The organism is Reyranella sp. CPCC 100927 (assembly GCF_007859315.1).
GTDB lineage: Bacteria > Pseudomonadota > Alphaproteobacteria > Reyranellales > Reyranellaceae > Vineibacter.
Map to the genome: position 1 here is coordinate 53090 of NZ_VOHA01000012.1, position 15203 is coordinate 68292.

At 67.7% G+C, this 15203-nt stretch carries 12 protein-coding genes, 1 pseudogene and 1 riboswitch; of the genes and pseudogenes, 7 read left to right on the forward strand and 6 right to left on the reverse strand.

Translation table 11 applies throughout. The features are described 5' to 3' along the window. Positions 1-27: 27 nt before the first annotated feature. The 3 genes from FQU96_RS26685 to FQU96_RS26695 form a co-directional block, all read right to left on the reverse strand. Complete coding sequence (locus tag FQU96_RS26685; RefSeq protein ID WP_146544415.1) at positions 28-1992, reverse strand: TonB-dependent siderophore receptor; 1965 nt, start codon at positions 1990-1992, stop codon at positions 28-30. Positions 1993-2074: 82 nt separating this feature from the next. Continuing rightward, a riboswitch (cobalamin riboswitch) is annotated at positions 2075-2268 on the reverse strand. Between the two features lie 53 nt (positions 2269-2321). Next, positions 2322-3815 (reverse strand): carotenoid oxygenase family protein, encoded by a 1494-nt coding sequence (locus tag FQU96_RS26690; RefSeq protein WP_146544416.1) that lies wholly within the window; start codon positions 3813-3815, stop codon positions 2322-2324. A gap of 1 nt (position 3816) precedes the next feature. Beyond that, positions 3817-4245 (reverse strand): DUF2141 domain-containing protein, encoded by a 429-nt coding sequence (locus tag FQU96_RS26695; protein ID WP_146544417.1) that lies wholly within the window; start codon positions 4243-4245, stop codon positions 3817-3819. Positions 4246-4342: 97 nt separating this feature from the next. Between FQU96_RS26695 and FQU96_RS26700 the strand changes: the two genes are divergently transcribed. Then, positions 4343-5152, forward strand: coding sequence for a LytTR family DNA-binding domain-containing protein (locus FQU96_RS26700; RefSeq protein ID WP_178130723.1), 810 nt, complete (start codon positions 4343-4345; stop codon positions 5150-5152). Positions 5153-5233: 81 nt separating this feature from the next. Here the strand turns inward: FQU96_RS26700 and FQU96_RS26705 are convergent, their stop codons facing one another. From FQU96_RS26705 to FQU96_RS26715, 3 genes are all read right to left on the reverse strand, one after another. Beyond that, a complete protein-coding gene (locus FQU96_RS26705) occupies positions 5234-5896 on the reverse strand; it encodes a peroxiredoxin (protein WP_146544419.1) in 663 nt (220 codons plus the stop codon). A gap of 117 nt (positions 5897-6013) precedes the next feature. Then, positions 6014-6835 (reverse strand): N-formylglutamate amidohydrolase, encoded by an 822-nt coding sequence (locus tag FQU96_RS26710; RefSeq protein ID WP_146544420.1) that lies wholly within the window; start codon positions 6833-6835, stop codon positions 6014-6016. Positions 6836-6850: 15 nt separating this feature from the next. After that, complete coding sequence (locus FQU96_RS26715; protein ID WP_146544421.1) at positions 6851-7987, reverse strand: zinc-binding dehydrogenase; 1137 nt, start codon at positions 7985-7987, stop codon at positions 6851-6853. Positions 7988-8092: 105 nt separating this feature from the next. Here FQU96_RS26715 and FQU96_RS26720 point away from each other — a divergent pair, with 105 nt between their 5' ends. The 6 genes and pseudogenes from FQU96_RS26720 (at position 8093) to pyk (ending at position 15166) form a co-directional block, all read left to right on the forward strand. After that, positions 8093-9367, forward strand: a complete 1275-nt coding sequence (locus tag FQU96_RS26720; protein WP_146544422.1) for a glycerate kinase — start codon at positions 8093-8095, stop codon at positions 9365-9367. A 108-nt stretch (positions 9368-9475) separates the two neighbouring features. Beyond that, positions 9476-10345: an alpha/beta fold hydrolase gene (locus tag FQU96_RS26725; RefSeq protein ID WP_146544423.1), complete on the forward strand. Its 870-nt coding sequence runs from the start codon at positions 9476-9478 to the stop codon at positions 10343-10345. 190 nt (positions 10346-10535) lie between these two features. Next, positions 10536-11808, forward strand: a pseudogene (otnK, locus tag FQU96_RS26730) (3-oxo-tetronate kinase). Positions 11809-11833: 25 nt separating this feature from the next. Further along, on the forward strand, positions 11834-12619 hold the full coding sequence (gene otnI, locus FQU96_RS26735; protein ID WP_146544424.1) for a 2-oxo-tetronate isomerase: 786 nt from the start codon (positions 11834-11836) through the stop codon (positions 12617-12619). Positions 12620-12744: 125 nt separating this feature from the next. Then, positions 12745-13665, forward strand: a complete 921-nt coding sequence (ltnD, locus tag FQU96_RS26740; RefSeq protein WP_146544425.1) for an L-threonate dehydrogenase — start codon at positions 12745-12747, stop codon at positions 13663-13665. Between the two features lie 88 nt (positions 13666-13753). Next, on the forward strand, positions 13754-15166 hold the full coding sequence (gene pyk, locus FQU96_RS26745) for a pyruvate kinase (protein ID WP_146544426.1): 1413 nt from the start codon (positions 13754-13756) through the stop codon (positions 15164-15166). The last annotated feature ends 37 nt before the right edge of the window (positions 15167-15203 follow it).

Below are 15203 nucleotides of genomic sequence, written 5' to 3' on the forward strand. Positions count from 1 at the left end.
CTTCCGCTGGCCGGAGAGGGCCTGATGCTACAACGACACGCGTACGCCGAAATAGCCGCCGACATGCGGCGTCTGGAAGCCCAGCGGGCTGTCGTAGTTCTTGTTGAAGATGTTCTCGACCCGGCCGAACACCTTCACGCCGTCAGTGATGTCGTAGCTGGTGGTGAACCGCAGCGTGCGATACGCCTCCAGATGCGTGATCGGCGAGGGGAACTGGGAGAAGTCGCGGTCGGTACGCCCGCTGCGATGCGTCAGTTCGGCACCCAGGTTCCAGCGCGGCAACGGTGTCCAGTTGGCCGCGATGTCGACGGCATGGCGGGGCCGCCGCACCAACGGCTCATGCGTCTTGCGGTCCTTCGCATCCGTGTACGTATAGTCGACGCGCAAGGAGAAGTTTTCCCACGGCCGCAGTTCCAGCGAAGCCTCGACGCCCTGCGTGCGCGCCTTGCCGATGTTGGCCAGGGTCGTGCAGCCGAAATTGCAGGCGGGGTCCTGCGACGCCAGCGCCGTGCTGGCAATCAGGTTGCGGATGTCGTTGCGGAACAGGGTCACGCCGACCTTCACCTGCCCGCCCCAGAAGCTCTGGTCGACGCCGATCTCGCCGCCGATGCTGCGCTCGGGCTTCAGGTTGCGGTTGGCGAAGAAACCGAACGACGGGAAATCGAGGAAGAGCTGATCGAGACTGGGCGCCTTGAAGGCGGTGCCGAAGGCGCCGCGCAGGCGCGTGCCGGTTTCCTTGAAGGCGTAGGTGCCGCCGACCCGGAACGTCGCGGCGGTACCGAAATCGTCATGATGCTCCAGGCGGCCGCCCGCGGTCAGCGACAACGCCTCGGTCGGAGTCCAGCGCAGATTGACATAGCCACCGATCGTGCCCGTCGACTCGGATATCCGGCTGGGACGCGTGCGCAGCGAAATGCGCTCGGCATCGAGGCCGAACACCACGCCGATCTCGTCCGAGAGGCGCACGTCGTTCTTCCAGTCGAACTGCCAGCGCCGGCCGCGGTTGCGGTTGTCGGGCGCGAACGGTACGCCGTTGATGGCGTCGGTGCCGTCGAGGTCGCGCCGGTTCACCTGCACGAACGACACGCCGAAGGTCTGCTTCCACCTTCCGTCCCACAGCTGCCAGTCGGCCTGCAGGCGCTGCGAGATCTGGCGCGCGCGCTCGCGCAGATTGGGATCCTCGCTCAGGAACGCATCGTACTGGGTGCGCGACCAGCCGAGACGCGAGAACAGCGACAGCTGGAAATTGTCGGCGAGGTCGAAGCCGAAGCGACCGTTGAACGACAGGTTGCGGTAGCCGTCATCCTCGTTCTTGACACCGACCGTGTAGCGTGACGGCACAGCCGAGAAGCCGCGTGTCGTGGTGCCCTGCACGGCGAGATTGTAGTTGAAGCGCCCCTCGGATCCGCGCACGGCGCCGCCGGCGTTGAGCGTATTGAAGCTGCCGTATTCGGCGAACGCCGTCGCCTTCAAGGGGCCGCTGCCCTTGCGGGTGATCAGGTTGATCACGCCGCCGACGGCATCGGAGCCGTAGAGCGTGCTCATCGGCCCGCGCACCACTTCGATGCGGTCGACATTGTCGAGCAGGAAGTGGGCGAAGTTGGGCGCACCGTTGATCTGGCTGGGGTCACCGGCCCGCACGCCATCGACCAGCACCAGGGTGTGGTTGGCATTGGTGCCGCGCAGGAAGATGCTGGTGGCCTTGCCCGGCCCGCCGGACTGAACCACCGTGGTGCCGGGGATCGCGCCCAGCGCATCGTTGAGCGTCCGATATTGCAGGCGCTCGATATCCGCCGCCGTGATGACCGTCACCGAGGCGCTGACCTGCTGGGCCGGCACCGGTGTGCGATCGGCCGTGACGACCGTCTCGGGCAGGACGGTCGGGGGCGCCTGCCGGGCCTGGGCTGCCGTCGCGAACGCCGCCGTGATCGCCCAGGCAGATGTCAGGGTCAGGCATCTGGGACGACGGCAGTAACCAGAATCGAACGTCATCAAACGGATCTCCGCAAGCAATAGACACGCACCGGCGCGTCATCGTGCGGATGACCGTCCCATCGGATGTTCCCGTCCGGGGGAAGACGACGCTCTCGACGGCAGGTCTTCTGGCTTGCGGGTCGCCGCGTCAGGTCCGCCTTCCCGGGCCGGGGCCCAGTGGCACGATGGACCTGCGCTCGCCGCTCACAGCTGCGGGCACAGCCGCCGATTGGGTCCGAAGACCGTACGGCGTTCCCTTGTCCCCTGGCGGGGACCGTCGATGCAAAAAGCGATAGAGAGGACCCTGACCGCCGTCAAGCTTACCCTTTCCCTGGGCGGCGGCCCTATCAGCCTGGCACGAAATTGCCGTGCAGGCCCAGCGGCAGCGGATAGGGCAGGCTGGCCACGGCCAGCGGTCCGGCCGCGAGCTTGAGCGCGTCGAACACCGCCAGGCGGGTGACGCCGGCCCTGGCGTCGAGGTGAGTACCCAGCAACCAGCCCTCGCCTTCCGCGCCATCCCGGCGAGGCACGTAGACATGCTCCTCGACCAGGATCTGAGGGCCGAAGCGGTGGCTGTCGGACGTGCCGGCCTCGAGGTCCCAGCGGATGACACCGGCGCTGGGTGCGCCGACCAGGCTGTCGAGCAACACGCTCCACACGCGGCCATGGCGCCGACCGACCCGCCGCGGATCGACGCGCGGGAACTCGACGCCGCCGGCCAGCATCCGGGTGTCGGTGGTGCCCGACGGGCCCAGCCGCACCAGCATGGTCGCGGTGGCCGGCGACGGCCGCGCCTCGCCGCGCATGACGTACCGCGTGGTCTCGGTCATCACCCGCGGATCGGGATGGTGCACGCAGTCGAAGCGGATCGTGCCGTCGGCCTCCTCGAAGGCATTGCCGTAATGGAACACGAAGCACGCCGGCAGCTCGTGCCGCCGCGTGACCGTGAGTGAATTCTTGTCGACCACCAGGACACGCGCGGGCTGATCCGGCCGCCAGACATAGCAGTCGACAAACGCCAGGCCCGCTCTGACCTTGTCGCGGTCGTAGTGGATCGGCGGCAGCAGGAACACCAGATGCCGTTCGGTGACCATGAAATCATGCACCATGCCGACGTCGGGTACCGGCAGCGCCTTGGCCGCCTTCAGCGTGCCGTCGGCGCCGATATGATACAGCACCAGCAGGTCGGCTTGCGGCGCATAGCCGAAGCTCCACAGCGTGCCGTCAGGCTCCTGACGCGGGTGGGCGCTGAACGGCATGCCTTTCAGATCATCGCGCCAGACGACCGGTCCCAGCGTATCCAATGTCTGCGGGTCGATGCCGTAGGCGTCCGCCGCTTCCCACAGCGCCATGAGCCTGCCGGCATGGCTGATGACGTTGATGTTGGCGACGTTTACCGCGGCGGCGCTGGTCGGCGGCGCCAATTGGGGCAGTGACGTGCCGAACGTGTGCTCCAGCGCCCGCCCAGCCGCGATCTCGCGCCGGTACTTGTCGGTCTGCACCATCCGTCCACGATGGGCGATGCGGCCATCGCCGATGCGGAAGGCCTGGATCATGCCGTCACCGTCGAACCAGTGATGGTAGCGCAGTTCGCCGACATCGTGGCGCGCCGGACCGTTGCGGTAGAACGTGCCGGCGAGTTCGGCCGGCCACCGCCCCTCGATGGTGAGCTCGGCGCAGTCCAACTGCGGCGGCGCGCTGACATACCCCAGCAGCGACGGCTGCTCTTTCAGGGCGGCCCGGAAAGCGGCCGACCAGTCGTCAGGGGCCGCCGCGCGCGCGGAACCGGCGAGCAGCGTGGCGGAACCGGCCAGTAACGCCTGGCGGCGGGTCAGGGTCATGTCAGTACCCCAGCTTGATCGGCTGGCGGGTACCGCCAGCAGGGAGATCGAATGCGGCGGCGTCGAACGCCGGCGGCCCCATCGTGCCGCGCGCGCCGCGCGAGAAGCCGTAGCCTTCGGTGGGCATGCCGACCAGGTTGCTGTCGAGCTTGCCGTTGCGGTTGGCGTCATGGAACACCGATACCGCGTAGCGCCCCGGCGGCAGGTCGAAGACAACCCGTACCGCCGCGCCGTTGGCCGGCAGGATGGCCGCCGCAACCTGTTGGTCATCTTTCAGGAACGTTGTCGCGGCATTGAAGACCGCGATCATCACCCGGCCGTTGGCGTCGCGCAGGTCGGTGACGCTGAGGTCAAGATCGGCCGCGCAGGCTGGTCCACCCGCCAGCACGCCAAGGACGACACCAACTGCAACCCTGCGGTAAGATGACATGAAGCTTCCCTTTGTTGAGGCCATGGCCGGGTTTACGGATCGATCGCACGGCGACCAATGGTGGCTTCGCCAATGGTGGCGCGGGTTTCGCCAAACCGTGTCCATCCCATTCGCGAAGCGCCAATGGCACGCGTCATTCGGCACGCTGTCGGCTCGCGACGCGCTGACGGGGTGGCCCTGGTATGTCCTGAGCTTCGCCGGCCTGGGGGTGCTGTGCGCCTTCCTCGGCCCGTTCGGAACGTTCTCTGACATGGCGCCGCTGCCCCGGCTGGCTTACTGGGTCAGTATCTTCGTGGTGAATTGCCTGCAGGTGCTGGGGGCACTGGCGCTGCTGGCACGGCTCACCCAAGACCGTTGGTCGCTGCCGGCGCTGGCCGCCGGCGCGTCGCTGCTGGCCAGCGTGCCGGCCACCGCCGAGGTCGCGCTGCTCGAGTATGTGCTGCGGAGCAACGACCATGCCGCCAGCAGCCTGGTCGATATTTTCACCAAGGTGCTGGTGCTGACCCTGGCGGTCACGGTTCCCGGTGTGCTGCTCCGGGCCCGGCTCAAGGCGCCGGCGTCACCCGTGACGCCGCCGGCACCGGCCGGCCCTGATGGCACCGCCCTGCTGAAGCGGGTAAAGCCCGAGATGCGCGGCGATCTGTGGGCGCTGCAGATGGAAGACCACTATCTGCGCGTCCACACCAGCAGCGGCAACGACCTGATCCTGCATCGCATGAGCGATGCGCTGGCCGACGTGGCGGGGCTGGAGGGCCTGCAGGTGCACCGGTCCTACTGGGTGGCGCGCGCCGCCGTGGCCGGGACCGAACGGGACGGCCGGCGCCTGGTCCTGGTGTTGAAGAACGGTCTGAAGATCCCCGTCAGCCGCGCCAACGTCACGGCGATCAAGGACGCAGGGTGGGTTTAGGATCCCTGGGAGCGCGGGCGTCTCGCCCGCATCAAGCTATGAGCGGGCCGGAGGCCCGCGCTCCCAGGAAAGACAACAACGTCAGTCGCGCGGTTGCGGGACGATGCGCAGGTAGGGCTTGATCGCCTTCCAGCCGCCGGGGAACTTCTTCTTGGCGTCCTCGTCGGAGACGGCGGGAACGATGATCACGTCCTCGCCCTGCTTCCAGTTCACCGGCGTCGCCACCTGGTGCTTGGCGGTGAGCTGCACCGAGTCGAGCACGCGCAGCACCTCGTCGAAGTTGCGGCCGGTGCTCATCGGGTAGGTCAGCGACATCTTGATCTTCTTGTCGGGACCGACCAGGAAGACCGTGCGCACCGTGGCGTTGGTGGCCGCCGTGCGACCCTTGGACGTGTCGCCCGCATCGGCCGGCAGCATGTCATAGAGCTTGGCGACCTTCAGCTCGGGGTCGCCGATCATCGGGTAGGTCACGGCATGACCCTGCGTCTCCTCGATGTCCTTGGCCCAGCGGCCGTGGTCATCGACGGGATCGACGCTGAGGCCGACGATCTTGCAATTGCGCTTGTCGAACTCGCCCTTCAGGCCCGCCATGTAGCCGAGCTCGGTGGTGCAGACCGGCGTGAAATCCTTGGGATGCGAGAACAGGATCGCCCAGCCGTTGCCGATCCAGTCGTGGAAGGTGATGGTACCCTGCGTGGTCTCGGCCGTGAAGTTGGGCGCTTCGTCATTGATCCTGAGCGGCATTGGCAGCCTCCATAGGTTACGCTTCGAGAACAGTCACCCGACGGCAAGCCATCACAGCCCAGGCTGCCAGAGGATGAACGCTGTTGTGACCTCACGGGAATAAGGACGCGACTCATATCAGCCGCACTGTCGGAATTCAACGTTAGCCGGGCTTAAGGGTGGCTTAGTCCGGCTATCGAGCGCCGCCGCGACTGCCGCACGCACCGGCGCGGCCAGGCGCCGCGCCCACGCCACGGCACTGTCGCGCGTGCCGATCAGGTCCTGCCGGATCTCCAAAGAGCAGTGCGGCAGGCCGTGCGGATCGGCGTGCGCCGTCAACGTATATTCGTAGCTGGCGCGGGCCGAGTACGGCTCGTTGTCACCCGTCAGCACGCCGTCCAACTTGCGCAGTTCGGACAGCAACGGCACCGGCAGGCGTTCGTCGGTGCGCCACAGCACACCGAGCTCCCAGGGGCGCCGCACGCCCGCCATCACCGGGGTGAAGCTGTGCACGACGAACAGCGCCGGCTTCACGCCGCGCGCGGCGACGTCGGCGATCAAGCGCTCGACCTCGTTATGGTAGGGCCAGAAACAGGCATCGGCGCGCGCCCGGATACCGCTCTCGCTAAGGCCGGTATTGCCCGGCACCGGAGTGCCGTCGCTGGTCTCGGGGATCGAGCCCTCGCCGCCCGGCCAGCGGTTGCAGTCGATCACCAGGCGCGAATAGGTCGAGGCAACCAGCGGCGCATCCAGCACGGCCGACAGTTCGGTGGCGACATCGAGCGCCCCGATGTCCCACCCGATATGCCGCGCCAGTTCGGTCTCGGGAATGCCCAGGCTCCCGAGTGCGGACGGCACCGCCTTGCCGGCATGGTCGCACAACAGCAGCAGCGGAAGCCGGCCGGCCGGATTGACCGTGGCGAACGGCGGCGGATCGCCCACCGACAGCAGCGAATGCATGGGAAGGCGTCCCGGTCAGTGGCGCAGGTGCGGCACCAGCAACTGCCGGACCGTGGCCACCGCCTGCAGGCGGTCGAAGCCTTCGTTGAGTTGGTCCAACGTCACGCGCTGGCTCACCATGCGGTCGACCGGCAGCTTGCCCTGCTGATAGAGCGCGATGAAGCGCGGGATGTCGCGCACCGGCACGCAGCTCCCCATGTAGCTGCCCTTGATGGTCTTCTCCTCGCTCACCAGCCCGCTCTGCTTGAAGGTGAAGTCAGCACTGATCGGCGACAGACCGGCGCTCACGGTGGTGCCGCCCCATCGCGTGACCGCGTATGCCGTCTCCATGGCTTTGATCGTGCCCGCGAGGTCGAAGGCGTAGTCGACACCACCGCCCGTCATGTCGCGGACCTGGGCGACATGATCGGCGTCGCGGGCGTTGACGGTATCCGTGGCGCCCAGCTGCCGTGCCAACCCCAGCTTCTCATCCGACAGGTCGATGGCGACGATGCGCGCGGCACCACCCAGCACGGCCCCCATCAGGCCGCTCAGGCCGACACCGCCCAGCCCGACGATCGCCACCGTGCTGCCCGGCTGAATGCGCGCGGTGTTCACCACGGCCCCGACGCCGGTCACCACGGCGCAGCCGAACAAGGCCGCAACATCGAGCGGCAGACTCCTGTCGATGACAACGACCGAGCCGCGGTCGACCACCGCGTACTCGGCGAAGCAGGAAACGCCCGAGTGGTGACCGACCGGCTGCCCGTCGTGATGCAGGCGATGATGTCCCGACAGCAGGGTGCCGGCCGCGCGTGGCGATACGGAGCGTTCGCAGATGTAGGGCCTGCCCTCCAGGCAATGCCGGCAGCGGCCGCAGCTGACGTTGAAGGTGAAGCAGATATGGTCGCCGACCTTCACATCGTGCACGCCGGCGCCGACCTCGACGATCTCGCCGGCGCCTTCGTGGCCCGGCACCATCGGCACCGGACGCGGCCGGTCGCCGTTGATCACTGAGAGATCGGAGTGGCACAGGCCGGCGCCGCCCACCTTCACCAGCACCTCGCCCTCGCCTGGCGGATCGAGGTCGACCTCGGCGATCTGCAGGGGTTTGCTCTTGGCAAACGGCTGCGGCGCCGAACAGGTCGTCAGGATGGCGGCTCTCATCTTCATCGCACTGCGCTCCTCCAGCGGTCATCCGCACCGCCCGTGGGATGACAGCGGGAGCGGGATGCCGTATGCCATTGTTCGTCGCTGCTCCCATCCTTGTCGATCCCCATGGACCGCAACGCTGCCTTCTCTCTGCTGCGCGCGCTGTTCGACACCGCCGTCGGCGCCGCCAGTCCCGGCCAGTGCCTGGCGCCGCATCTGGTCGCTCTGGCACCGCCCAAGGGCCGTACCTTGGTGGTCGGCGCCGGCAAGGCAGCGGCGGCGATGGCGAAGACGGTCGAGGATCAATGGTCCGGTCCGTTGGACGGACTGGTGGTTACGCGCGAGCGCCATGGGCTGCCGCTGTCGCGCATCGAGTGCATCGAAGCCCGCCATCCGGTGCCGGACGAGCGCGGCCGCGCCGCTGCTGGCCGCATCCTGGAACGGGTCAAGGGCCTGGGTGCCGATGACCTGGTGATCTGCCTGATCTCGGGCGGCGGATCGGCGCTGCTCACCTGGCCGGCCGACGGCATCACCATGGCCGACAAGCAGGCGCTGACCCGCGACCTGCTGCGCAAGAGCGTGCCGATCGGCGAGATCAACACGGTGCGCAAGCACATCTCGGCGATCAAGGGCGGCCACCTGGCGCTGGCGGCACAGCCGGCGCGCGTGGCGACCTACCTGATCTCCGACGTGCCGGGCGATGATCCCAGCGTCATCGCGTCGGGCCCCACCGTGGCCGACGCCTCGACATTCGCCGACGCGATGGCGGTACTGCGCAAGCACGACATCACGCCGCCCGAGTCGATCCGCCGCCATCTTGACGACGGCGTGGCCGGTCGCATCAAGGAAACGCCGAAGCCCGGTGACCCGCGCCTGGCTGGCGGCATCACCGTCATGACCGTGACGCCGCAGAAGGCGCTGGAAGCCGCCGCCGCCAGGGCGCGGCAAGAGGGTTTCGATCCCGTCATTCTCGGCGATCGGCTCGAGGGCCTGTCGCGCGCGCTGGCGGCCGAGCATGCGGCCCTGATCCGGCAGCGTGTCGCCGACGGCCGTCGCGTGGCGATCATCTCGGGTGGCGAAACGACGGTCGAGGTCAAGGGCACGGGACGCGGCGGACGCAACGTCGAATACCTGCTGGCGCTGGCGCTCGATCTTCAGGGCCTGCCTGGCGTCTGGTCGCTGGCCGCCGACACCGACGGCGTCGACGGCATTGAGGAGATCGCCGGCGCCATGATCGGCCCCGACACCCTGGCGCGCGCCCGGGCCACGGGCATCGACGCCGCGGCGCGGCTGGCGGACAATGACGGCCACGGTTTCTTTGAGGCGCTTGGTGATGCGATCATCACCGGACCGACCCGCACCAACGTCAACGATTTTCGCGTCAGCCTGATCGTGCCGTAGCACGCGCTCCTCCCTCCCCATTGCGTGAGGGAGAGAATTGCCTCAGCGTGCCTCGGTTCTTGAGGTCAGTCGTGCAGAGGTGACACAGAGGAGGTTTGGAGGCTGCCCATGACCGACTTCCGCGACGACTTCGTCACCGCCAACGGTGTACGCCACCATGTCGTGTCGTGCGGCCGCGGCAAGCCGCTGGTGCTGTTGCACGGCTGGCCGGAATTCTGGCGCGTGTGGCGGCCGCTGATGGAGCGGTTGGCCGGCCGCTTCACGCTCTATGCACTGGAGTGGCGTGGCTTCGGCGACAGCGAAAAGACCTCGATGTCGCCGGCGGAGGATTGCACACCCGACATCCTGGCCGAGGACCTGCACGCGCTGCTTGACGCGCTCAAGCTCGACCGCGTCGGCCTGGTCTCGCACGACGTCGGCGCCTACGCCGCCCAGGCGTTCGCGCGCCGCTGGCCGCAGGCACTCGACGGGCTCTTCTTCTTCAACTGTCCCTACCCCGGCATCGGGCGGCGCTGGACCGATGCGCAGAGCATCCCAGAGATCTGGTACCAGACCTTCAACCAGCAGCCGTGGGCAGCGGAACTCGTCGGGTCATCGCGCGACGCGTGCCGCCTCTATATCGGCCACTTCCTGCGCCACTGGGCAGGCGATGAACACGCTTTCGATGCCGACATGGAGCTGTGGATCGACAACTTCATGAAACCGGGCAACCTGCAGGGCGGTTTCAACTGGTATCGCAGCGTCAATCGCGCCCGCCTCGCCATGATGGCCGGCACGGCGCCGGTTCCATCGCCGATCAGCGTCAGGTCACGCTTCCTGTGGGGCCGCCGCGATCCCGTGCTGCGCGCGGTCTGGACCGACCAGTTGCCCGCCTTCTTCACCGACTACCGACTGGCGTTCGCCGAATTCGCCGGCCATTTCGTGCACTACGAAGCCCCCGACCTGGCCGCCGGCGCGATATCCGATTTCTTCGGCTAGATATCCTGCATCGCGCAGCGTAGCGCTGGGAGCGCGGGCGTCCCGCCCGCATCAGCGCGTAGCGCTGAGATACGCATGAGCGGGCGAGACGCCCGCGCTCCCAGGCTACCTTCAGGATGACATGCGGGCTTGCGCGCTGGTTGGCTTGCCTGACAAGCTGCAACGACGACAGTGACAGTGAGAGACAGACATGGCGCTGCTGGGCGTGATCGCTGACGACTTCACCGGTGCGACCGACATCGCCGGCATGCTGGTAAAGGCCGGCATGCGCACGGTGCAGACGATCGGCGTTCCTGATGCTGCCGTCGCGCTCGACGAGGTCGATGCCATTGTCGTGGCACTCAAGAGCCGCACGATCCCGGCGGCCGACGCCGTGGCCCAGTCGCTGCAGGCGCTCAAGGCGCTGCAGAACCGCGGCTGCCGGCAGTTCTTTTTCAAGTACTGCTCGACGTTCGACTCGACGGACGCCGGCAACATCGGCCCCGTGGCCGATGCGCTGCTGGACGCGCTCGCCAGCGATGTCACGATCTTCTGCCCGGCCTTTCCCGCCAACGGCCGCACGATCTTCAACGGCTACCTGTTTGTCGGTCCGGTGCTGCTCTCCGAATCGGGCATGCGTCATCATCCCCTGACGCCGATGACCGATCCCAGCCTGGTGCGCGTCCTGCAGCGCCAGACCCGGCGCAAGGTCGGGCTGATTCCGCTCGGCATCGTGCAGGCCGGCGTCGAGGCCACGCGCGCCGAGATCGCACGACTGCGCGCCGGCGGCATCACGCACGCCATCGTCGATGCCGTGGCCGATCGCGACCTGATGACCATCGGCAGTGCCTGCGCTGCGTTGCCGCTGGTGACCGGCGGCTCGGGCGTGGCGATGGGACTGCCGGACAATTTCCGCCGCGCCGGCATGCTGCCGGCCCGCGATGACGCCGCCGCCTTGCCGCCGGCCCGCGGGCATGCCGCCATCCTGGCAGGCTCCTGCTCGCTCGCGACCTTGGGGCAGATTGCCGACTTCGAGAAGCGTGGCGCCGCCTTGCGCCTCGATACCGTGGCGCTGTGCGAAGGACACGATGGGGTGCCCGCGGCGCTCGCGTGGGCGCAGGCCCGGTTGGGCGACGGGACCGGTGCTGGTGTCATCCAGCGGCACGCCCGACGCTGTGAAGGTGCTGCAGGCGCGGTTCGGCGTCGAGGCGTCGAGCCAGCGCATCGAGGCTGCGATGGCACGCCTGGCGCGCGGGTTGATCGACGCCGGTGTCGGCCGGCTGGTGGTTGCCGGCGGCGAGACATCGGGTGCCGTGGTGAGCGCGCTCGGCGCGCGCGCCCTGCGCATCGGACCGGAGATCGATCCGGGCGTGCCGTGGACGGCAGCCACGATCGACGGCGATCGCACCGTGGCCCTGGCGCTGAAGTCGGGCAACTTCGGCGCCGTCGATTTCTTCACCAAGGCGTTCGGCGTTCTGTCGTGACGGCAACCGACCAACGGATCATCCCATGCTGAGACTGGCTGCTAATCTTTCCTGGCTGTACCAGGACATCCCGTTCATGGCGCGCTTCGCGGCCGCGGCCGGACACGGCTTCAAGGCCGTCGAGTTCCTGTTCCCCTACGAGTTTGCCGCCAGCGACATCGCGGCCGAGCTGAAGAAGCACGGCTTGACACAGGCGTTGTTCAACACGCCGCCGGGCGACTGGAACAAGGGCGAACGCGGGCTGGCGGCGCAGCCCGGACGCGAGGCGGAGTTCGCTGCGGCCATCGAGACGGCCTTGCAATACGCTGCGACGCTCGACTGCCCGCGTATCCACGTGATGTCGGGTCTGATCAGCACCGGGGCCGATCTGTCGTTGATGCGCCGCACCTATGTCGACAACCTCAAGCGCGCGGCGGACCGCACGGCCAAAGCGGGCGTCACGCTGTGCCTGGAACCGATCAACCGGCGCGACATCCCAGGCTATTTCCTGAACACCACGACCGAAGCCGCCGCCGTTATCGCCGCGGTCGGCGCGCCGCACATCAAGATCCAGTTCGATCTCTATCACTGCCAGGTCACCGAAGGTGATCTGGTGCGGCGCGCCGAGACGCTGCTGCCGCTGGTCGGTCATGTCCAGATCGCCGGCAACCCGGACCGCAACGAACCGGATATCGGCGAGGCCAATCACCTCCATGTGCTCGATGCACTGGACCGGCTGGGTTGGAATGGCGATGTCGGATTGGAATATCGCCCCAAAACGACGACCGCCGCCGGCCTGGGCTGGGCACGCAAGTATGGGATCACGGCGTGATGGTGTAAGACCACTTGGAATCACGAGAGGCGCTTGTCATCCCGAGCGCAGCGAAGGATCCAGAATGGCGCCGAGATCCCTCGCTACGCTCGGGATGACAGCAATTTCTGAACGGCAGGCACGCCATGACCACCAACACCTTGCGCATCGCGTTCGTCGGCTTGGGCTCGATGGGCATGGGCATGGCGAAGAACCTGCTCGCCAAGGGCCACACCGTCATCGGCGTCGACATGAACGCGGACGCCGGCGCGGCCCTGCGCGCCGCCGGGGGACAGACTGCGCCGTCGCCGAAGGACGCCGCCGCACAGGCCGACGCGCTGGTCATGGTGGTCGTGAACGCCGATCAGGTCGAGACGGTGTTGTTCGGTGCCGACGGTGCCATCGGTGCGCTGCCGCAGGGTCGAGTCGTGATGCAATGTGCCACCGTACCGCCCGGCTTCAGCAAATCGCTGGGTGAGCGGCTGGCTGCCGCGGGCCATCCGCTGCTCGATGCGCCGCTGTCCGGCGGTCGTGCGCGTGCCGATACGGGTGAGTTGACGATCATGTCATCCGGTGAGGCCGCGGCGTACGACCAGGCCCAGCCCATCCTCGACGCCGTTGCCGCCAAGGTCTACCGCCTGGGCGATACACCCGGCATCGGCTCGCTGGTCAAGACCGTGAACCAATTGCTGGCCGGCGTGCACATTGCCGCCGCGGCCGAGGCGATGGCGCTCGGCACCAAGGCTGGTGCCGATCCGCGCGCGCTCTACGACGTGATCAGCAACAGCGCCGGCAACTCGTGGATGTTCACCAACCGCGTGCCGCACATGCTCGACGGCGACTACACTCCGCTCAGTGCTGTCGATATCTTCGTCAAGGACCTCGGCCTGGTGCTCGACACCGGCCGTGCGGTGAAACAAGCGCTGCCGCTGGCCGCAGCCGCTCACCAGCTCTTCCTCATGGCGTCGGCCGCCGGCTGGGGCCGCATAGACGACTCAGCCGTCGTGAAGATTTACGAACAGATGGGCGAGTTCGATATCGCCGAACGCGCCGGCAAGAGATCCTGACACGCGCCCCTATCGCCCGTAACATTGGCGCCGTTACACTGCCCCCGTCAAACTGACACGTCGCCACGCTCGGAATCATCGGATCGCCATGCGCCGAAATCGCTGTACCAAGATCGTTGCAACCCTGGGACCGGCCACCGCCACGCCCGAGCGCATTCGCGCCCTCTTTCTGGCCGGCGCCGATGTGTTCCGGCTCAACTTCAGCCACGGCACCATCGAGGACCACCACGCCCGCGTGACGATCCTGCGCCAGCTGGAGCAGAAGCTGGGCCGGCCGATCGCGATCCTGATGGATCTGCAGGGCCCCAAGATCCGGCTCGGCACCTTCATCGGCGACAAGGTGACGCTGAAAAGCGGCGCTGCGTTCCGACTGACGCTCGACAAGGAACCGGGCGACGTCAAGCGCGCACCCCTGCCGCATCCGCCCATCTTCAAGGCCGTGCAGGTCGGCAGCACGATCCTGATCGACGACGGCAAGGTGCGGCTGCGCGTGAAGAAGCACACCGACGATGCGATCGACACCGAGGTCGTCATCGGCGGCGAGGTGTCGAACCGCAAGGGCGTCAACGTGCCCGACGTGCTGCTGCCGCTGTCGCCGCTCACCGAAAAAGACCAGAAGGACCTCGAGGCCGGCCTCGAACTGGGCGTCGACTGGGTGGCGCTGAGCTTCGTGCAGCGCGCCGGCGACATCGCCGATCTGCGCAAGCTGGTCGGCGACCGCGCCGCCATCATCGCCAAGATGGAAAAGCCGGCCGCGGTCGAGAACCTCGACGAGATCCTGGCCTTGACCGATGCGCTGATGGTGGCGCGCGGCGATCTCGGCGTCGAATTGCCGCCCGAGGATGTGCCGCCGATCCAGAAGATGATGCTGCGCGCCGCTCGCCATGCCGGCAAACCGGCGATCGTCGCGACCCAGATGCTGGATTCGATGGTGCACGCACCGACGCCGACCCGCGCCGAGGTATCGGACGTGGCAACCGCCGTCTATGACGGCGCCGATGCCGTGATGCTGTCGGCCGAGACCGCGTCAGGCGACTATCCGCTGGAAGCCGTGTCGATCATGGACCGCATCCTGGCGCGGGTCGAAAAGGATCCGACCTATCGGCAGATCATGGACGCCAGCCGCCACGATCCCGAGCCGACGGCCGCCGATGCCATCAGCGCCGCGGCGCGCCAGGTGGCACACACCTTGTCGGCGGCAGCGATCGTCACCTACACGTCGTCAGGCTCGACGACCTTGCGCGCCGCGCGCGAGCGGCCCGACGTGCCGATCCTCAGCCTGACGCCGCGACTGGCGACGGCGCGGCGCATGCCGCTGGTGTGGGGCGTGCATGCAGTGCAAAGCCCCGATGCCCACAACTTTGCCGAGATGGTGAAGCGGGCCCAGCAGGTGGCCTTGCGCGAGGGGATGGCCAAGGAAGGCGATCGCCTGGTGGTCACCGCCGGCGTGCCGTTCGGCACACCGGGCGCCACCAACATCCTGCGCATCGCACGAGCGTAGCCTGGGGGCACGGGTGTCTCGCCCATAGGCGCTAACT